The following is an 18,403-nucleotide window of genomic DNA, read 5'->3' on the forward strand; positions in this document are numbered from 1 at the left end:
TGGATGGCGGAGGAGGGGGCGGGGGCCGAGTCAGGAGACGGCGGACGACGCGGCCAGGCGCCGCAGGACGTCACACGCGATGTTGCGGGCCAGGGGCACCTTGAACGCGTTGTCCCGCAACGGTTCCGCGGCGGCGAGCTCGGCGTCGACGGCCCGCCGCAGCGCCTCCTCGGTCGGCGCGGCGCCCAGCAGCGCCCGCTCGGCACGCAGCGCGCGCCAGGGCCGGTGCGCCAGACCGCCGAAAGCGATCCGTACGTCGCGTACGACGGACGCCTCGACGTTCAGGACCACGGCCACGGAGGCGAGCGCGAAGGCGTACGAGGCGCGGTCGCGGGCCTTGCGGTAGGCGGACGGCAGCCCGGCGGTCGAGGGCGGGAGCAGGACACCGGTGATCAGCTCGCCGTGCCTGATCTCCGTCTCCACGTCGGGACGGTCGCCCGGCAGACGGTGGAACTCGGCCGCCGGGACGGTGCGCCGGCCGGCCGCTCCGTACAGCTCCACCCGCGCGTCGAGCGCGGCCAGCGCCACCGCCATGTCGGAGGGGTGCGTGGCGATGCACTGCGGCGACTGGCCCAGAATCGCGTGGTCGCGGTGGACGCCGTCCCGCGCCGCGCAGCCGGTGCCCGGCTCCCGTTTGTTGCACGGCTTGCTCAGATCCTGGAAGTACGGGCAGCGGGTGCGCTGGAGGAGGTTGCCGCCGGTCGTGGCCATGTTGCGGAGCTGACCGGAGGCGCCCGCGAGCAGCGCCTGGGACAGCACCGGATAGCGAGCGCGCACCAGCGGATGGGCGGCGAGGTCGCTGTTGCGCACCGTCGCCCCGACGCGGACGGACCCGTCGTGAAGCTCCTCGACCGAGTCCAGCGGCAGCCCACTGACGTCGATCAGCGTTTCCGGACGCTCCACGCCCAGCTTCATCAGGTCCACCAGATTGGTGCCGCCGCCCAGATAGCGGGAGCTGGGGCGGCCCGCGTGCGCCGCGGTCGCCTCGTCGACGCTGTGGGCGCGTACGTACATGAAGGACTTCACCGGATTACGTCCTCCACGGCCTCGACGATGTGCGGATAGGCGCCGCACCGGCACAGGTTGCCGCTGAGCCGCTCGCGGATCTCGTCCCTGGTCAGCTCCACGGGCGCCCCCGTGTCCGCGCCCGGGTCCGTGACATGCGAGGGGTGGCCCGCCTCGGCCTCGGCGACAGCCCCGACGGCGGAGCAGATCTGCCCCGGGGTGCAGTAGCCGCACTGGAAGGCGTCGCGCTCCACGAAGGCCCGCTGAAGGGGATGCGTGCCCTCGCCGTCGGCGGAGCGCAGCCCCTCCACGGTGGTGATGTCACAGTCCTCATGGGCGACGGCGAGCAACAGACAGCTGTTCGCGCGGCGCCCGTCGACGAGGACGGTGCAGGCACCGCACTGGCCGTGGTCGCAGCCCTTCTTGGCGCCGGTCAGGCCCAGCTGCTCGCGCAGGACGTCCAGCAGCGTCGAGCGGTGGTCGACGGTGACGCGGCAGGACTCGCCGTTCACCGTCAGGGGCACTTCCGAGTGGAACACTTCGGTTCCCATGACGCTCTGCTCCCTCGTCCGACGTGGTCCATGAGGTGACCGTTTATCCAGCCTGAGCCAGGACACACGTTCCGGCATGCCGGAGGGAGCCGCAGGTGTCTCAGCCTCCGCCCGTCGCCAGGATCTCCCGTACGACGGCCATCAGATCGGAGAGGGCCGGGTGCTGTCCCGGTCCCTCGCGCCAGGCCAGGACGAGCGGGACGGTCGGCGCGTCCGCGAGCGGACGGTAGACCAGCGAGGGGTGCGCGTGGTTGCTCGGGGTCGCCGACGTGGAGACCCCCAGGGCACGTCCCGCCGCGATGGCGATGAGCCACTCGTCGGTGTTGCCGACCTCGACGGTCGACACCGGACGGGCCCCGGCGGGCCACAGCTCCGGTGTCGTGGTGCCGGAGACGGTGTTCATGGCGATCGGATGGGCGGCGAGGTCCGCCAGGGTGACCTGGGGGAGGGCCGCCAGCGGGCTGTCCGCCGGCATGACCGCCACGCGCTCCTCGCGCAGCAGCAGTTCCGTACGGAGTCCCGGCGCCGTGACGGAGCCGCGCAGCAGGGCCGCGTCGACCTTGCCCCGGGTCAGCCCCGCCGTGCGGTCGTCGACGCGGAGCAGCTCCAGCGGAGTGCCGGGACGCGTCTCGTCCCAGCGGCGCAGCAGCGGAACGGTGTGATCACCGAGCGCCGCCCAGGTGTGTCCGAGCCGCAGCGGCCAGCTGCTCAGCCCACCGGGATCGAGGGCGGTCTCGACGGCGGAGAGAGCGGCGGCGGCCTTGTCGCGGAATGTACGTCCCTCGGAGGTCAGTTCGAGGTGGTGCGTGGAACGGTCGACGAGACGGGCCCCCAGGTGGTCTTCGAGCTGGCGCAGCGTACGGGAGAGCGCGGGCTGACTCAGATTGAGGCGGACGGCGGCGCGGGTGACGTTGCCTTCCTCGGCGATGGCGAGGAACGCGCGCAGGTGCCGCAGCTCGATGGTCATGCCTCAGGAGCATAACGGCGGCCGCCGACGGTACGACGCGAGCACGGGGAATGCCCGCACGGGGCAGTCGAGTTGAGGTTCAGGTGAGCTGTCATGGCCCATACCACCGAAGGAGAGCCGCATGCCCCTCAGCGTCGAAGAGCGTGAGCAGTTCCTGGCCGAACCCCACATCGGGGCGCTGGCCGTGGCCGGGGAGAAGGGGCGGGCCCCACTGACGCTCCCGATCTGGTACCAGTACGCACCCGGCGGCGAGCTGTGGGTGATGACCGGACGCCACTCCAAGAAGGGCCGGCTGATCGCCGCGGCGGGACGCTTCTCCCTGATGGTCGACCGCCTGGAGCCGACCATCCGCTACGTCTCCGTCGAGGGCCCCGTGGTCCGCAGCGAGGACGCCACGAGCGAGCAGCTGCGGGAGATGTCGACCCGCTACCTTCCGGCCGACAAGGTGGAGGAGTACGTCCAGTTCGCGCAGAAGGAGCACGGCGAACAGGCCGTCTACTACCTGCGCCCCGAACACTGGTACTCCGCCGACCTCGGCTCGCCGTGAGCTCGACCCCGGAACTTCGGAAGCCGCGGAGGCGTTGGCAGAAGGACGCGCGGATCACGCGCGGCCAAGTGAACGCTTAACCGAGGTGGCACGGATGGCGATGTGGGACCGGCTCAAGGACCAGGCCAAGGGTCTGCAGCAGCAGTCGCAGGGGGCACGGAGCTCCGGCGGCCACGGACAGCCGGGTTCCGGGTCCGGCGGGGGATCGAAACCCGGCGGGGGATCGAAGGCCCAGCTCGTGGGCGTGCTCAAGTCCCAGCTGGCCTCCCTCAAGACGGAACTGAAGAGCGGTGCCTACCGGGACGCCAGCATGGCGATGTGCGCCCTGGTAGCGGCCGCCGACGGATCGGTCGACCCCGCCGAGCGGCAGCACGTGGAGACGCTGATCCTGCAGAACGACGTCCTGCAGAACTTCCCGCCCGACCAGCTGCGCCAGCGGTTCAACAAGCACGTGGACCAGCTGACGGTCAACTTCCAGCAGGGCAGGACCCAGGCCATGCAGGAGATCGCCAAGGCGGCGAAGAAGCCGATGGAGGCCAAGGCGGTCGTACAGACCGGCTTCGTAGTCGCCGGTGCGGACGGATACATCGCCCCGGCCGAGGAGCAGGTCCTGCGCGAGGCGTGCGCCGCACTGGGCGTGTCCCCGCAGGAGTTCGGCCTCTGAGCACCGGCTCGCACCCCGGCTAATCTGCACGTGTGAGCACCGACCTGACCCTCCTGCCCGGTGTCGCCTATCGCGGGCAGGAGGTCACCGCGCCCCGGCTCCGCGCTCTCCTCGCACTGCTCGCGGGCGACCTGCGGACCGGGTGCGGCACCGAGCGGCTCGTGGCCGGGCTGTGGCCGGGCGAGTTGCCCGAGCGGCCGGCGAAGGCCGTGCAGGTCCTTGTGTCCAGGGCGCGGGCCCAGCTGGGCGCCGGCGTCATCGCCGGCACGCCTACCGGATACCGGCTCTCCCTCACCGAGGACCAGGTCGACAGCTCCGCCCTGCTGCTGCACGCCGCCGCGAGCGCCGAGCGGGCCAGGGCGGGCGACCACGCGGGCTCGCTCGCCGCGGCCGAGGCCGGACTCGCGCTGTGGGCGGGCAGCCCTGACGGGACCGCCGAAACCGACGACCCCGTAGCCGCGTTGCGCGCCGAGCGCGCCCCCGTCCACAGCGCGCTCGTACGCGCGCGGGCGCTCGCGCTCGCCCGCCTCGGCCGGCCCGCGGAGGCGGCCGAGCCGCTGGCCGTCGCCGCCTCCCGGCGCCCGCGCGACGAGGAGGTGCTCGCCGAACTGCTGCGCGCCGAGGCGGCGACGGCGGGCCCGTCCGCCGCGCTGACACGGTACGAGGCGTACCGCCGTGAACTGCGCGACGAACTCGGCACGGACCCCGGCGCCGGACTCAAGGCCGTACAGCGGGAGTTGCTGCACGGCGAGGCACCCGTGGTCCGGCACGGCGTACCGCACGAGCCGAACCCGCTGCTCGGCAGGGACGAGGACATCGCCGCCGTGGAGCGGCTGCTGCGCGCCTCCCGCGCCGTCACCGTCGTCGGCCCCGGCGGCCTCGGCAAGACCCGCCTCGCGCACGCCGTCAGCCGCCGGGCCCAGCAGCGCGTCGTCCACTTCGTGCCGCTCGCCGGCGTCACCGCGGACGAGGACCTGGCCGCGGAGGTGGCGTCCGCGCTCGGCGCGGGAGAGGGGCGGCACGGCGCCATGAGCGGCCGCGCCCCGGCCGACCACCCGCTGACCGATCCGCTGGCCGACCCGCTGTGCGGCATACTCGGCGCGCTCGGCCCCGGCCCCGCCCTGCTGGTCCTCGACAACTGCGAGCAGGTCGTCCGCGGCGCCGCCCGCCTCGTACAGTCCCTGCTCTCGTCCTCGAGGGACCTGCGGGTGCTCACCACCAGCAGGGCCCCGCTGGACCTCACATCGGAGGCGCTGTACGCGCTGCCGCAACTCGCTCTCGACACCTCGGTCGAACTGTTCACGCAGCGGGCCCGGGCCGCCAGACCCGGCGTGGAGCTGCCACCGGACGCGGTGGCCGGACTCTGCCGCCACCTCGACGGACTGCCGCTCGCCGTGGAACTGGCCGCGGCACGGGTCCGGGCCCTGTCGGTACCGGAGATCGCCCGCCGCCTCGGCGACCGGTTCACGCTGCTGCGCGGCGGAGCCCGCGACGTGCCGGAACGTCACCGCACGCTGCACGCGGTCGTGGAGTGGAGCTGGAACCTGCTCGCACAGGACGCCAGGGCGGCGCTGCGCACGCTCTCCGTCTTCCCCGGCGGCTTCTCCGGCGAAGCGGCGGAGCACGTCCTCGGCGAGGACGCGCTGCTCCTGCTGGAACAGCTGGCCGACCAGTCGCTGCTCACCGTCGCCGACACCTCGGTCGGTGTGCGATTCCGGATGCTGGAGACCGTACGGGAGTTCAGCGCGGCCCGCCGCGCGGAGGCCGGCGAGGAGAGCGAGGCCGTCGACCGGTTCCTCGCCTGGGCACGGGACTTCGGGGTCGCCCACCACGATGTCCCCTTCGGCTCGCGGCCCCTGGCCGCCTGGGAGCGGATCAGGCCCGAGCAGGACAACCTCGTACTGGCCCTGCGGCACGCCCTGGCCCGGACGGACGGCCCGACCACCGCCGCCCTCACCGCCGTCCTCGCCGCACTCTGGTCCACCGACTCCAACTACCCCCGCCTCGCCGCCCTGGCCGCCGACACCGGCCCGCCGCTGTCGCACTACCACCCCGAGCCCGCATACGTCGAAGCCGCCCGCGCCGCCGCGGTGTTGTGCACGGCGAGCCTGTTCATGAACTACGGCCCGCACGTCGTACGCCAACTCGTCACCCTCCGGCGGCTGCCCCCGGCCCCGCCCGACACGCTGCTGCGCGCCACCGCGGTAGTGCTGAGCGCGATCCCCGAGATGCAGCCACCCGACTACGAAGTGCTGCACCGGCTCTGTGGTCGTGACAGCGACGGCGGGCGGCCGCTGGTCGCCGGTATCGCCGAGTGCGTCGCCACCTACGTATGGGAGTACGAGCACGACATCGACCGCGCGCTCACCTCGGCTCGCCGGGCGATCGCCGTGCTGGCGCCGGTCGACAACCCGTCCCTGCAGCTCATGGGGCACTCCCGGCTGAGCGAACTGTCGTTGCGGACGGGCCGGGGCGAGACCGCGTACGAGCACCTGAAGGCGGCACGTCAGGCGCTGCCGCGGGTGGGCGACGAGCAGGACTACATCGGCATCCGCTCGGCCCTCGCCCTCGCCTGCCTGCAGCGCGGCGACCCCGACGAGGCCGAGTACTGGCTGCGGCAGTCGGAGGGCGGCAACATCCCGCAGAAGGAGGACTTCTACAGCCCCGATCTCGGCGCGCGCGCCGAGATCGCGCTCACGCGCGGACTGACGGAGGCCGGGCTCGGCCTGTGGCGCAGCGCCCTGGAACGCCTGTCCGAGGCCGGTTCGACGCACAGCGGCGATCCCTGGCTCGACCCATGGGCGCTGCAGATCCAGTCGGCGGCGGTGACGGCGCACGCGCACGCAGGCCGTCTCGAACTCGTCGCGGAGCCGGTCGACCGGCTCCGGCAGCGGCTGCGGACGCTGCTCTGCGGCCCGCCCCGCTCACCCATGGAGCTCCCCGTGTTCGGGACGGTGCTGCACGCGCTCGGCATGGCGGGGTTCGCGTCCGGCGACGCCCGTGCCGTACGGATGATCGCGCTGGCCGAGCGGCTGCGGGTGCTGCGCGAATTCCAGCCGACGATGTCGGCGGCCCGCGCCCGGCAGACGGCCGAGGACACCGACGGGGCGGCGTACGCCGACGCGGTGTCGGAGTACGCCGCCCTGAATCGGGACGAACTGCGGGACGCGGCCCGCGCGCTCACTTCGGGTCGCGGCTGAAAAGCGAGGTCGACCAGGAGTAGCCGAGCACCGTGAGACCCAGGCACCAGGCGATGGCGAGCCATCCGTTGTGGCCGATCTCGCTGCCGAGGAGCAGGCCGCGCAGGGTTTCGATGGCCGGCGTGAACGGCTGGTACTCGGCGATCGGCTGGAACCAGCCCGGCATCGCCCCGACCGGGACGAAGGCGCTCGACATGAACGGGAGGAGGAGCAGTGGCATCGCGTTGTTGCTGGCCGCCTCGGCGTTCGGACTGGCCAGGCCCATGCCGACCGCGATCCAGGTGAACGCCATGGCGACCAGCGCGAGCAGCCCGAACGCCGCCAGCCACTCCAGGGCGCTCGCGTCCGTGGACCGGAAGCCGATGGCCACGGCGACGGCGCCCACGAGGACCACGCTGATGACCGCCTGCAGCACGCTGCCGGCGACGTGCCCGATGAGCACGGATCCGCGGTGGATCGCCATCGTACGGAAGCGGGCGATGATGCCCTCGGTCGTATCCATGGCGACGGACACGGCGGTCCCGGCCGGGGTGCCGCCGATGGTCATCAGCAGGATGCCCGGTACGAGATAGGCGATGTACGCCGAGCGGTCGGCGCCACCTCCGCCGATGCCCGCGCTCATCACGTCGCCGAGGATGTAGACGAAGAGCAGCAGCAGGACGATCGGCGTCAGCAGGATATTGAGGGTGAGGGACGGATAGCGGCGCGCGTGCAGGAGGTTGCGGCGCAGCATGGTGGACGAGTCGCGGACGGCGAGAGAGAGGGCGCTCATCGGACGGACTCCTTGGGCCGGCCGACGGGGGCGGCGTTGTCACTGGTCAGGGCGAAGAACACGTCGTCGAGGTCGGGGGTGCGCACGGTCAGTTCGTCCGCCTCGACGCCGGTGGAGTCAAGCCAGTCGAGGATGGAGCGCAGCTCGCGCTGGCTGCCGTCGCTGGGGATCTGAAGGGTGAGGGTCTCGTCGTCCCTCGTGACCTCGCGCAAGGCGGTGGCGGCGGACTGGTAGGCGGCCGGGTCGGCGAACCGCAGTCGCACGTGCCCGCCCGGGACGAGCCGCTTCAGCTCCTCCGCGCTCCCCTCGGCGGCGATCTCCCCGCCGTTCAACACCGCGATGCGGTCGGCGAGTTCGTCGGCCTCCTCCAGATACTGGGTGGTGAGGAAGACGGTCACGCCACCGGACACCAGCTCGCGGATGATGCCCCACATATTGTGCCGGGAGCGCGGGTCGAGGCCGGTGGTGGGCTCGTCGAGGAAGATGATCCGCGGGGCACCGACCAGCGTCATGGCGATGTCCAGGCGGCGCTTCATGCCGCCGGAGTAGGTGGAGGCGGGTTTCTTCGCGGCCTCCGCCAGGTCGAAGCGGTCCAGCAGCTCGGCGGCGACCCGCCGCCCCTCGCGGCGGGGGAGATGGTGCAGATCCGCCATGAGGAGCATGTTCTCCTCGCCGGTGATCAGGCCGTCGACGGCGGAGAACTGCCCGGTGACACCGATCGCGGCCCGCACGGCCTGCGGGTCGGTGGCCGGATCGTGGCCGCCGACGCGCAGGTCACCGGCGTCGGCGGTGATCAGGGTGGAGAGGATCTTCACGGCGGTGGTCTTGCCGGCGCCGTTCGGCCCGAGCAGGGAGAAGACGGTACCGGTCGGCACCGCCAGATCGATGGCGTCGAGGACGGTCCTGTCCCCGTAGGACTTGCGCAGCCCCTTGGCCGCGATGGCGAGTGGGTGCGATGTCGCTGTCGTCGTGGTCGTCATGCCGCAGAGGTTGCGGCAGGGCGCATTCAGCGCGGTTTCACGACGGTTTCAGCCCAGCTCGTTCGGCAGGTGTGAGCGTCTCCGTGAGGGGCAGGCGACGGGTGCAGGGGTGACAACCAGGGGTGACAACCTGATGGCGCCGTCGAACGGTCAGTGGACGGTGCCTCCTGTGAGCTGAGCGGCCGCGGCCTTCGTGGGACAGGGACGCGGCCGCTCACGCGCTTCTCGCCAGCTCCGCGCAGATCGTCTTGCCGGTCGCGCCCGGCGTGACGCTCACGGCCTCGGCCAGATTCCGCACCATGGGCCAGCCGAACCCGCCCGTTCCCCCTACGAGATCGGGAGTCCGCTCCTGAGGCGGTCGCGGATCCGCGTCGGAGACCGCGATGGCTATGGCGTCGGACCGCGCCTGCAGCCGAAGCGAGCACAAGGCGCCACGGGCATGGCGTACGACGTTGGTGACGAGCTCGGAGACGACCAGTTCGATGCTCGCGGCGGTCTGGTCGCCCACAGCGGGAGTCAGGTCGGCGATGAAGTCACGCGTGACGTCCCGCGCGTCGGTGACCGCTTGGGGCTCCTTGGCGAAGGTCGCTGTCCGGGGCTCCTCGTCGGAGGCAGCCGTCCCGGGCGGCACGTCATGGAGCCGTGTCTGCCGCGTCCGCATGAGCCCCTCCTCCGGGTCCTCCTGTGTGATGGCTGTTCGAGTAGAACCCCTGCCCGAAAAGTGGCAGGTTTAATGCGCTCGGGGTGGCCGGGAAACGTCGGTTGCCGAACCGTTGTAAAAGGGCTTGGCGCTGTCAGTCGCCGGCGTCCCGGCACTCCACGTGGCCCCAGCCGTGCGGGTTCTTCGCGATCTTCTCCCCGGCGGCGTACGGCTTCTGACAGTGGCAGCGGCCAGGGAACTTGGCCTTGATGACGGCGCCCGAACCCGCCTTCTTCGCGCGGTCGGCGGCCTTCTGGGGGGTGCGGCTCGCGGGGGAGGCGGTCATGCGCTCCGCACGCGGTTCGGGGATCTCCAGCGCGCCGTGGGCCGTGCCCGCGGGCTGCTGGGTCGTGGCGGCGTCGCTGGCCGCGACGTCGGCGATCGCGTTGAGGTGATCACCGTCCACGCGGTGGGCGGCCACGTGCCGGAACGTCACCGTGCGGCCTTGCAGGAGTGCGTCGATGCGTACGACGAGGTCCTTGTTGGCGACCGGCTTCTTCGCCGCGGTCAGCCACCCGTTCCGCTTCCAGGAGGCGATCCACTTCGTGACCGCGTTCATCGCGTACTGACTGTCCATCCGCACCTCAAGCGGCAGCGCCGGGTCCGTGGCCTCCAACAGCTCGGCGAGCGCGGACAGTTCGGCCACGTTGTTCGTGGAGTGGCCGAGCGGACCGGCCGCCCAGCGCTGCGGGCGGCCCTCGGCGTCGGCGACCACCCAGGCCCAGGCCGCGGGCCCGGGATTCTTCTTCGCCGCACCGTCACAGGCGGCAATGATCAAGTCAGACATTCCCCGATGATTTCACGGGAGCCGGCGCTCCCTGACCTCCGGTCGGCCCGGCTCACCTGTAGGCGACCGGCCCGCACGAAGGCAGGTGCAGTCGCTCGCCCTGGGCGAGCGCCCACAGACCCAGATACGCCCGCTGGATGAAGCCGCCGGTCACGGCGGGACTGGTGTTGGCCAGCGCGGCGAAGGCGATGCGCGTCTGGGGACTGAAGCCCGCGAAGGTGGTGAAGCCCCGGGTGCCGCCGGAGTGGTGGTACAGATCGTGGCCGGGGCGTGGCCTGATGTTCCAGACCAGGGCGATACGTCTGCCGGTGCGCGGCAGGGCGATGCGAGGCACGGTGACGTCGGCGAGCGCGGCCCGCAGCGTGCCGGGGACGCCCGTGGGCACGCTGGTGGGGTCGAGGAGGCCGTCCAGGACGGTCAGCAGGTCCCGGGCGCTGGAACGCACGGCTCCGGCACCCGGCATGACGTCCATCCGCCAGCTGGGGCGCGCCCTGCCGTGCCAGTACCCGGTGGCCTGGGGCTGATCGCTGGCGCAGCTGGTGCGGGCCAGGCCGAGCGGATCCAGTACGCGGGCGGCGAGCAGAGGGGCGAAGGCGCCGTCGGGGCCATCGGCGCCGTGGGCGGCGCGGGCGAGCAGATCGCCGAGCAGGCCGACGCCGAAATTGGAGTAGCGCACGCGCATGCCGGGGGCCGCGTGCGGTCGCGTGCGGGCGAGGGCGCGGCGGAACGCTTCGCGGGAGTAGCCGGCGTACGGATTGTTGAACCGGGTGGTCGCACCGCCGCGCAGGAAGCCCGGGGGCAGCCGCGGCAGGCCCGAGGTGTGGGTGGCCAGGTGGAGGAGGGTGATGGGGGAGCCCCGCAGGTGCGGCGCGGCGGTGCGGGGCAGGAAACGGGTGATCGGGTCGTCGTACGCGACCTCGCCGCGCGCGACCATCTCGGCCAGGAGCAGCGCGGTGAACGTCTTGGTGAGCGAACCGATCTCGAAACGGGTGTCGGGGCCGGCGGGCGCTCCGCCGCGCAGCGCGGTCTCCCCGGTGGCGAGGAGGGCGCGCTCGGGGCCGCGCCGCACGGCGAGCGCCACGGTGCTCGCGCCGGGCGCGGCACCACGCAGGGCGGCGAGCAGGTCGGCCGCCCAGTCCGGGCTCTCCGGGGCCACTACGGCGGGCGCGTCGCTCCGGCCCGCGTGCGGGAGACCGCGGAAAGTCACCGCGGGCCCGCCCCGCCCATGGTGCGGGAGACCGCGAGGGTGCCGGCGACCACGGCGACCACGGCGGTGTGCTGGTGGGCCACGAACCGCTGATCGGGGTCGTCGGTGACCGGGTCGCCGTCACGGGGCACGAGACCGTCCGGATGCTGCACCCCGGCGAGCCGCTCCCAGTCGGCGGGCTCGCAGTACGGCTCCTTGAGACAGCAGCCGACGATCATCAGTTCGGCGACCAGGTCCCACTGCTCGATCTCGGCCCAGATGTCGATCCACACCGGCAGCCATGTACGTACGTACGATGTGAGGTCGTCCGGGAGCCCCGTGGGCGAACCGCCCCAGTCGGTGAGGTGGAAGACGGCGTGGGTGAGGGAGTAGCCGGTCATCCAGTCGATGAGCCAGGGCTCGGGCATCCCGCCGAGCCAGGTGGCGCGGGTCAGGCTCGGCCAGTCGTACGCGCGGTCCCCCCGGTCGAGGCCGACGACGTGGGCCGCGTTGGCGACGGCGAGCCTGCGGTTGGGCTGCATCTCGACGCCCCGGACCGAACGCAGGGCGGTGGTGTGCGTGAGCAGCCGCTCAAGGGGCTCGTGGCGCAGGCCGCAGCGCGCGAAGGGCGCGTACGTTTCGAAGGGATCGGTCATCATCGAGTACCGCAGCAGCCGCTCGTACAGCATGTCGCCGTCGCCGAGCTGCCGCCAGCAGAAGTCCATCAGTTCGCGGGCCATGCCCAGCTCGGTGCTGCCGGCCGCCGACTCGCGCAGCACGAGCGAGGCGGCGAGCGCGGTCTCGCCGAGGGGTTTGTAGACGCTGTCCGGGTCGCAGAGATCGGCGGTGGTGCCGGCGGGCAGCGCGCCACGCTCGCGGTGGGAGTAGAGCCAGGCCAGGGCTTGTGCGCTCACCTGGTGCGCGTTCCGCGTCACGGACGCCTTCATGGGGTCTCCAATGCGAGCAGGCGCCCGGAGATCGCGACGTCGAGCGCGAGCCGCGAACCGCCGCCGTGCAGTCGCAGATGCTCGATCAGCGGTGCCGGCTCGAAGGGCAGGGACACGCCCTCGGCGCCCAGCAGGGCGAGCCAGCGCGCGATACGGGCGGCGGTGGGGTAGTCGCGGCGCAGCACCGCGCGGGCGGCGCCGCGCGCGAGGGCCAGCGGGGCGGCGCGGGCCGCGTCGTGCACCGGTCCTTCGAGCTCCGGCAGGGCGAGGGGCGAGAGCTGGCCCATGCGGACGGACCAGTGTTGCCAGTCGGTGTCGGTGTCGATGTCGGCGTCCGTATCCGTATCCGTATCCGTATTCGTATCCTCCGAGAGCACCGGGGCGCCAAAGGGCTGTGGGGCCAGAAGAGCCCCGGCCAGTCCCGTGTCGGCGGGGTCGGTGAAGCGGGCGAGCAGCGCGGCCGTGGCCCAGTCCCGCCAGGCGATGAGCCAGGGCTCGGCGAGCCCTTCCGGCGGCGCGGGAGGCGTACTCACCGCGGGCGGGAACAAATCGAAAGACTGTACGACGGTAGCCGCGTCCTGCGGATGGAAGACCGTGTCGCCCAGCAGACTGGGGGCGAAGAGGTCGGCGCCGACGACGCGAACGGCGGCGAGCGCCGCCTTGGGATCGTCGGCGCTCTCGACGTACTGGGCGACCAGGGCCGTGCCCCCGATGCCCCGGAGGGCATCAAGGGCACGGAGAGCCAGGTCAGCCGCCGACGTCGCGTACGCGGTCTGCGACTGATCGGGACTCACTTGTCCTTCGGCTCCTTCGGCTCCTTGGGCTCCTGCGGTGAGGCGAGCAGCAGCGCCAGGAGCTTGCCCGCCGCCTCAGGGGCGTAGATCGGAGCGTCGCTCAGAATCGCCTCCGGTTCCACCATGGCCGTTCCGAGCGCAGTCGCTTCTGTCGGAGTGACGAGAAGCGGTGTGTGCTGAGCAAGCATTATGCCTCCTCATAGAGAAAGACGTCGTCACTATGTCCAGTGACGCCCACCCTCGGACTATTTTAGGGCAATACGCCAGTAATGTCTGTTTAGTTCATATTGTTCGAGGTCGCATGGGGGGCACGCCGACGCGCGTCAGTCCACTGTCAGGGGGCGAACGCACACTGGAGGGCCGTAACGCCCGCCAGGTTCCCGTCAGTTGGAGGAGATCGCGCATGGCCGCTGTATTGGATCAGTTGGATCAGTACGAAGCGCGCGCCGAGGCAGGCAGGAAGGGGTTCGCAGAGCACCCCGCCGTCCGCGAGTTGGGGTCACCTCGGATCGACGTCACGCTGTTTGCGCAGTGGCACTACCGCTACTGCCTGCACGGCGTGCACGTCACTCAGGACATGCAGCGCGTCATCGAGGCCGCCGGGACCCGGTCCCGGGCCGCGGGCCACGCCTCCGTGGGCGAGGGGCTCATCAAGCACGCCCGTGGCGAGACGGGCCACGACCGGCTGATGGTCCACGACGCCCGCTCCATGGTCCCCTTGCTGGCCGACAAGGGCGGCACCGTCCTGGACACCGAGGGCATCCTGGCGGACGCCCCCGCGCTCGCCTCGGCCGCCCGGTACAACGCCCTGTTCGAGCGCCTCAGCGGCGGTGAGGACCCGGTGTGCACCGTGGCCGCGCTGTACGAGATGGAGCAGCTCTCGGCCGGCTTCGCCATCGAGCTGGTCGCCAACTGCAAGCGCGCCATGGGCGACGACCCCTCACGCTTCACCTTTCTCGACGAGCACGTCGTCGTGGACGTCGGCCACATCGCCCTGGACCGGCGCATGCTGGAGAGGGCCCTGACCGACCGGCCCCACCTGCTCGACGCCATGGTGGAGGCGGGCATCGAAGTGCTCGCCTCCTACGCGGAGTTCGTGGGCGAGTGCCTGGAACTGGCCCGCGCCGACCTCGCGATGGGCCGAGGCCGCTGAGGCCGACGCCCACCGGACGGCCGACGGTGACGACTGGTGCCGGCCCCGGCTACCAGTAGTGCCGTCGGCCACCCACGGCGTGGCCCACGGAGCCGAGGACCCACAGGGCCGCACCGATGATGACCAGGATGAGGCCGATGGTCCACAGGATGGAGATGCCGGCCACCAGGCCGATGACAAGCAGGATGATTCCGAGAGCGATCATTGAATCCTCCGACCCTCGCGAGCCTCTGAATCATTCAAGTATGCGCCTTTTCGCCTTGTGGGACCTCCCGAAGTTTCTGTGCATACCGCCCGTCCGAGGGGGCACAAGGGGACAGCCGAACGACGCTTTCCCCGCAGAACAGCGTCTCCTCGCACCGGACGGAAGGATTACCACCGTGCTCAGGCCCCACACCTCGTTCCTGCGCTCCCTGCTCGAAACCCACGCCATGCTCCGAGACCTCCAGGCCAAGGAGGACTCCGCGGCGGTCCGCCAGCAGCTGGACGACGTCGCGTACACCCTCTGCGTCTCCACCGGTACGCGGACCATCGACGAGGCCCTCGCCTGGGCCCGCGCCCAGCTCGCCGGAGTGGCCTCCCAGCACGACTCCAGTCTGGCCGCCTGACCGCTCAGGTCCTCCGTTTCGCCCCGTGGCCCCCGGGCACACGGGGCGGCAGGCGCGCAGCACGCCTTCCCCACAGGCGCACGGCTCTCAGGCGCACGGCTGGACGGACGTATGCCTGTTTGCGCTCGCCCTCCTGAGGCCATGGCTGTGACACCCCCCTCCCTCACGTCTGGAGCGACCATGAGCGACAAGAACCGCAACGACATCCCCGGAGCGCCGACCCCGCAGCCCCCGACGGTCGAAGAGCCCACCACGCCGCACGAGCCCCTGCCCCCGAAGCCCGATCAGGAGGCCCCGGAGGCGGTGTCCCCCACAGGCAAGCCCACCGGCGCCACCGCCTCCGCGCGCGCCCAGAGCGGCGCCTATCTGACCACGGCCCAGGGCGCCCGACTGTACGAGACCGACCACTCCCTCAAGGCCGGTGCCCGCGGGCCGGTCCTGCTGCAGGACCACCACCTGCGCGAGAAGATCACGCACTTCGACCATGAACGCATCCCCGAGCGCGTGGTGCACGCGCGCGGCGCGGCGGCGCACGGCATCTTCCAGGGGTACGGGACAGCGGCGAAGATCACCAAGGCGGCATTCCTGGCCAAGGACGCCGAGACACCCGTCTTTGTACGTTTCTCGACGGTGCTGGGGTCGCGCGGCTCATCGGACACCGTGCGCGACACCCGGGGATTCGCCACCAAGTTCTACACCGAAGAAGGCACCTTCGACCTCGTCGGCAACAACATCCCGGTCTTCTTCATCCAGGACGCCATCAAGTTCCCCGACATCATCCACGCGGGGAAACCGCACCCCGACCGGGAGATCCCGCAGGCCCAGAGCGCACACGACACCTTCTGGGACTTCGTGACCCTCCACACCGAAGCGGCCCACCACACCCTGTGGAACATGTCGGACCGCGGGATCCCCCGCTCCTACCGCATGATGGAAGGCTTCGGGATCCACACGTTCCGGCTCGTCAACAGCGAGGGCGCGACCACGCTGGTCAAGTTCCACTGGAAGCCGAAGCTCGGCGTGCACTCCCTGACCTGGGAAGAAGCACAGATCACCAACGGCATGGACCCCGATTTCCACCGCCGCGACCTGGCCGACGCCATCGAGGCCGGCGCGTTCCCGCAGTGGGAGCTCGGCGTCCAGGTCTTCCCCGACACCGCCGAGCAGACCTTCCAGGGCATCGACCTGCTGGACCCGACCAACATCGTCCCCGAGGAGCTGGCCCCCGTACAGCCGATCGGGCTGCTGACACTGAACGCGAACCCGACCAACTACTTCGCCGAGACCGAACAGGTCGCCTTCCACCCCGGCCACCTCGTCCCCGGCATCGACATCACCGACGACCCGCTGCTCACCGGCCGCCTCTTCTCCTACCTCGATACGCAGATCAGCCGGCTCGGCGGCCCCAACTTCGCCCAGATCCCGATCAACCGCACCCACGCGCCGGTCAACGACATGCTGCGCGACGGCATGCACCAGACCGCCGTCCACGCCGGAACCGCGCCGTACCGGCCCAACTCGCTCGACGGCGGCTGCCCGTTCCTCGCGGGGGCGGACAACGGCGCGTACGTGGAGGTCCCCGTCGAGGTACCGGCCGCGAGGAAGGTCCGGGAGGCCCCGGAATCCTTCTCGGACCACTTCAGCCAGCCCCGGATGTTCTGGCTCTCCATGACACCCGTGGAGCGGGAACACATCATCGCGGCCTACACCTTCGAGCTGAGCAAATGCTACGAACAGGCCATCAAGGAGCGGGCACTCCAGGTCCTCGCCAACATCGACCCGGAACTGTGCCAGCAGGTCGCCGACGGGCTCGGCCTGCCCGCACCGCAGCCGACCGTCCCCCTGAGGGACCCCCTGCCCAGCCCCGCCCTCTCCCAGATCGGCAAGGCCTGGCCCGTGCAGGGCCGGATCGTCGGCATCATCACCGACGGGGCGACCGACCTCGACGGAATCCGCTCCGTACGCCAGGCGGTGCTCGACGCGGGCATGGTCCCGCTCGTCATCGCCCCCACCGGCGGCCAACTGGGCTCGGGCAAGGACGCGCTCGCCGTGCAGCGTACGTTCGTCAACGCACGGTCGGTCGAGTTCGACGCGCTCCTGCTCGCCGGTTCACCGACGCCCGGCGCCGACGCCTACGGAGCCAGGGACGCCAAGGCCGGTGAGCCGACGAGCCCCGGCAACGTCGGCGGCCTCATCGATCCGAGGGTCCTGCTCATGGCGTCCGAGGCCTTCCGCCACGGCAAGGCGATCGGCGGCTGGGCAGGGGCGGAAACAGCGCTCCGGGCGGCCGGAATCACGGACGCGGCGCCGGGCGTGGTGTTGGCGGACGGCGGCGTGCAGGTGCTGGAGCAAGTGGCCCAGCTTCTGGCCGAACACCGTGTCTGGGACCGCTTCCCCGCCGCCGTCTGACCTTCCTGCCGCCGCAATGGGCGGTGGCGAGGGTGGCGAGCGGCACTGGTCCCGCACCCTGGTCGGGGGCGGGACCAGCCGAGATCCTCGGCGACGGCGACGCCAAGTGGCCTATGCGCCTATGCCCGGCCCGATCCGTTCCGGGCCCGCTGCTTGGCCGCGCACACGGCGCCCACGGACACGGCCAGCGCCGTCCCGACGCCCAGCCGCCTCATCGCCGTGCGCCTGCGCCCGTGCCACCCGCCGTGCACCGCCGCCGTCCCCGGCAGCGGGCGCAGTACGTTGCCGGAGGTCGGTTCGGCGGTGTGCTCGCGGGACAGGTGGGAGCGGTCCATTTGGTGCGCCAGGGCCCGCTCCGTGAGGCCGGGCATCAGCTTCGCCTGCATGCCGAGCAGTCGGCCCGCCGGACCGACGTAGGCCTCACGCCGTGGCCGGCGGGTCAGCCGGAGCACCGTCCGCGCCGCTCGTTCGGCCGTGTACACGGGCGCCATGGGGGTCACTTCGCGGCCCGAGTAGTTGGCGGCGCTGCGGAAAAAGGGCGTGTCCATGGTCGCGGGCAGCACGGTGCAGACGTGGACGCCGTGCTGCCCGGCCAGCCGCAGCTCCTGACGCAGGCTGCCGCTCAGCGCCCGGACCGCAGCCTTCGAGATGACGTACGGGATGTTGTACGGGACGACGCCCGCGCCGACCACCGAGGACACATTGATCACAGTGCCGCTGCCCTGCTCGCGCATCACACCGAGCGCGGCGCGCGCTCCGTTCACGCAGCCCAGGACGTCCACGTCGACGACCTGCCGGAAGACCTCCGGCGGAATGTCCTCCAGTGACCCGAAGGCGGCCACCGCCGCGTCGTTGACCCATACGTCGATCCGTCCGAACGCGGAGACGGCCCGCTGGGCAAGGTGGTCGACCGCCTGCGCGTCCGTCACGTCCGTGGGGACCACGAGCGCCCGTGCCCCGCGGCGCTCCCGGCACGTGGCGGCGACCCGCTCCAGCTCCTCGGCCCGCCGCGCGGCGAGCACCACCGACCAGCCCCGGGACGCGAACCGCTGCGCGCAGGCCCGCCCGACGCCGCTCGACGCCCCGGTGATCACCACGACCTTGCCCTGTTCAGCCACGAGAATCGGCTCCTT

At 71.7% G+C, this 18,403-nt stretch carries 19 protein-coding genes; 6 read left to right on the forward strand and 13 right to left on the reverse strand.

Annotated elements, in window-relative coordinates; genetic code table 11:
• Positions 1–30 precede the first annotated feature (30 nt).
• The 3 genes from ACWDVB_RS04710 to ACWDVB_RS04720 all read right to left on the reverse strand — a co-directional run bounded on the left by ACWDVB_RS04710 (position 31) and on the right by ACWDVB_RS04720 (position 2,523).
• Complete coding sequence (locus ACWDVB_RS04710; RefSeq protein WP_451513896.1) at positions 31–1,026, reverse strand: FAD binding domain-containing protein; 996 nt, start codon at positions 1,024–1,026, stop codon at positions 31–33.
• Positions 1,023–1,556 (reverse strand): 2Fe-2S iron-sulfur cluster-binding protein, encoded by a 534-nt coding sequence (locus ACWDVB_RS04715; RefSeq protein ID WP_451513895.1) that lies wholly within the window; start codon positions 1,554–1,556, stop codon positions 1,023–1,025. The genes ACWDVB_RS04710 and ACWDVB_RS04715 overlap by 4 nt, the downstream gene beginning before the upstream one ends.
• A 100-nt stretch (positions 1,557–1,656) precedes the next feature.
• The gene (locus ACWDVB_RS04720) at positions 1,657–2,523 is read right to left on the reverse strand and encodes a LysR family transcriptional regulator (RefSeq protein WP_451513894.1); all 867 of its coding nucleotides are present in this window, start codon (positions 2,521–2,523) and stop codon (positions 1,657–1,659) included.
• Between the two features lie 121 nt (positions 2,524–2,644).
• Between ACWDVB_RS04720 and ACWDVB_RS04725 the strand changes: the two genes are divergently transcribed.
• The 3 genes from ACWDVB_RS04725 (at position 2,645) to ACWDVB_RS04735 (ending at position 6,934) form a co-directional block, all read left to right on the forward strand.
• Entirely contained in the window at positions 2,645–3,070 is a 426-nt protein-coding gene (locus ACWDVB_RS04725) for a pyridoxamine 5'-phosphate oxidase family protein (RefSeq protein WP_451513893.1), read from the forward strand.
• Positions 3,071–3,164: 94 nt separating this feature from the next.
• Positions 3,165–3,734 carry a tellurite resistance TerB family protein gene (locus ACWDVB_RS04730; protein WP_451513892.1) on the forward strand — a complete coding sequence of 190 codons (570 nt, stop codon included), beginning with the start codon at positions 3,165–3,167 and terminating at the stop codon, positions 3,732–3,734.
• Between the two features lie 32 nt (positions 3,735–3,766).
• Positions 3,767–6,934 carry an ATP-binding protein gene (locus tag ACWDVB_RS04735; RefSeq protein ID WP_451513891.1) on the forward strand — a complete coding sequence of 1,056 codons (3,168 nt, stop codon included), beginning with the start codon at positions 3,767–3,769 and terminating at the stop codon, positions 6,932–6,934.
• Here the strand turns inward: ACWDVB_RS04735 and ACWDVB_RS04740 are convergent.
• The 8 genes from ACWDVB_RS04740 to ACWDVB_RS04775 form a co-directional block, all read right to left on the reverse strand.
• Positions 6,915–7,706: an ABC transporter permease gene (locus tag ACWDVB_RS04740; protein ID WP_451513890.1), complete on the reverse strand. Its 792-nt coding sequence runs from the start codon at positions 7,704–7,706 to the stop codon at positions 6,915–6,917. The genes ACWDVB_RS04735 and ACWDVB_RS04740 overlap by 20 nt on opposite strands.
• Positions 7,703–8,686 carry an ATP-binding cassette domain-containing protein gene (locus ACWDVB_RS04745; RefSeq protein WP_451513889.1) on the reverse strand — a complete coding sequence of 328 codons (984 nt, stop codon included), beginning with the start codon at positions 8,684–8,686 and terminating at the stop codon, positions 7,703–7,705. The genes ACWDVB_RS04740 and ACWDVB_RS04745 overlap by 4 nt, the downstream gene beginning before the upstream one ends.
• Positions 8,687–8,900: 214 nt before the next feature.
• Positions 8,901–9,347 carry an ATP-binding protein gene (locus tag ACWDVB_RS04750; protein WP_451513888.1) on the reverse strand — a complete coding sequence of 149 codons (447 nt, stop codon included), beginning with the start codon at positions 9,345–9,347 and terminating at the stop codon, positions 8,901–8,903.
• A 133-nt stretch (positions 9,348–9,480) separates the two neighbouring features.
• The gene (locus ACWDVB_RS04755) at positions 9,481–10,173 is read right to left on the reverse strand and encodes a ribonuclease H family protein (RefSeq protein ID WP_451513887.1); all 693 of its coding nucleotides are present in this window, start codon (positions 10,171–10,173) and stop codon (positions 9,481–9,483) included.
• A 52-nt stretch (positions 10,174–10,225) separates the two neighbouring features.
• Complete coding sequence (locus tag ACWDVB_RS04760) at positions 10,226–11,380, reverse strand: serine hydrolase domain-containing protein (RefSeq protein ID WP_451513886.1); 1,155 nt, start codon at positions 11,378–11,380, stop codon at positions 10,226–10,228.
• On the reverse strand, positions 11,377–12,306 hold the full coding sequence (locus tag ACWDVB_RS04765; protein ID WP_451513885.1) for a DUF6895 family protein: 930 nt from the start codon (positions 12,304–12,306) through the stop codon (positions 11,377–11,379). Before ACWDVB_RS04765 ends, ACWDVB_RS04760 begins: the two co-directional genes overlap by 4 nt.
• Entirely contained in the window at positions 12,303–13,100 is a 798-nt protein-coding gene (locus ACWDVB_RS04770; RefSeq protein ID WP_451513884.1) for a hypothetical protein, read from the reverse strand. The genes ACWDVB_RS04765 and ACWDVB_RS04770 overlap by 4 nt, the downstream gene beginning before the upstream one ends.
• Positions 13,097–13,288: a hypothetical protein gene (locus ACWDVB_RS04775; protein WP_451513883.1), complete on the reverse strand. Its 192-nt coding sequence runs from the start codon at positions 13,286–13,288 to the stop codon at positions 13,097–13,099. The genes ACWDVB_RS04770 and ACWDVB_RS04775 overlap by 4 nt, the downstream gene beginning before the upstream one ends.
• 215 nt (positions 13,289–13,503) lie before the next feature.
• Here ACWDVB_RS04775 and ACWDVB_RS04780 point away from each other — a divergent pair, with 215 nt between their 5' ends.
• Positions 13,504–14,253, forward strand: coding sequence for an iron-containing redox enzyme family protein (locus tag ACWDVB_RS04780; protein ID WP_451513882.1), 750 nt, complete (start codon positions 13,504–13,506; stop codon positions 14,251–14,253).
• Positions 14,254–14,302: 49 nt separating this feature from the next.
• Here ACWDVB_RS04780 and ACWDVB_RS04785 read toward each other — a convergent pair whose 3' ends face one another.
• Positions 14,303–14,458 carry a DUF6131 family protein gene (locus tag ACWDVB_RS04785; protein WP_205035160.1) on the reverse strand — a complete coding sequence of 52 codons (156 nt, stop codon included), beginning with the start codon at positions 14,456–14,458 and terminating at the stop codon, positions 14,303–14,305.
• A 175-nt stretch (positions 14,459–14,633) separates the two neighbouring features.
• Here ACWDVB_RS04785 and ACWDVB_RS04790 point away from each other — a divergent pair, with 175 nt between their 5' ends.
• Both ACWDVB_RS04790 and ACWDVB_RS04795 read left to right on the forward strand, forming a co-directional pair.
• On the forward strand, positions 14,634–14,861 hold the full coding sequence (locus ACWDVB_RS04790) for a DUF5133 domain-containing protein (RefSeq protein ID WP_451513881.1): 228 nt from the start codon (positions 14,634–14,636) through the stop codon (positions 14,859–14,861).
• Positions 14,862–15,041: 180 nt separating this feature from the next.
• A complete protein-coding gene (locus ACWDVB_RS04795) occupies positions 15,042–17,270 on the forward strand; it encodes a catalase (RefSeq protein ID WP_451513880.1) in 2,229 nt (742 codons plus the stop codon).
• A gap of 119 nt (positions 17,271–17,389) precedes the next feature.
• On the opposite strand, the gene ACWDVB_RS04800 is transcribed toward ACWDVB_RS04795, so the two are convergent.
• Positions 17,390–18,388 carry an SDR family oxidoreductase gene (locus ACWDVB_RS04800; protein WP_451513879.1) on the reverse strand — a complete coding sequence of 333 codons (999 nt, stop codon included), beginning with the start codon at positions 18,386–18,388 and terminating at the stop codon, positions 17,390–17,392.
• Between the last annotated feature and the right edge of the window lie 15 nt (positions 18,389–18,403).

Source organism: Streptomyces sp. NPDC003379 (genome assembly GCF_053589195.1).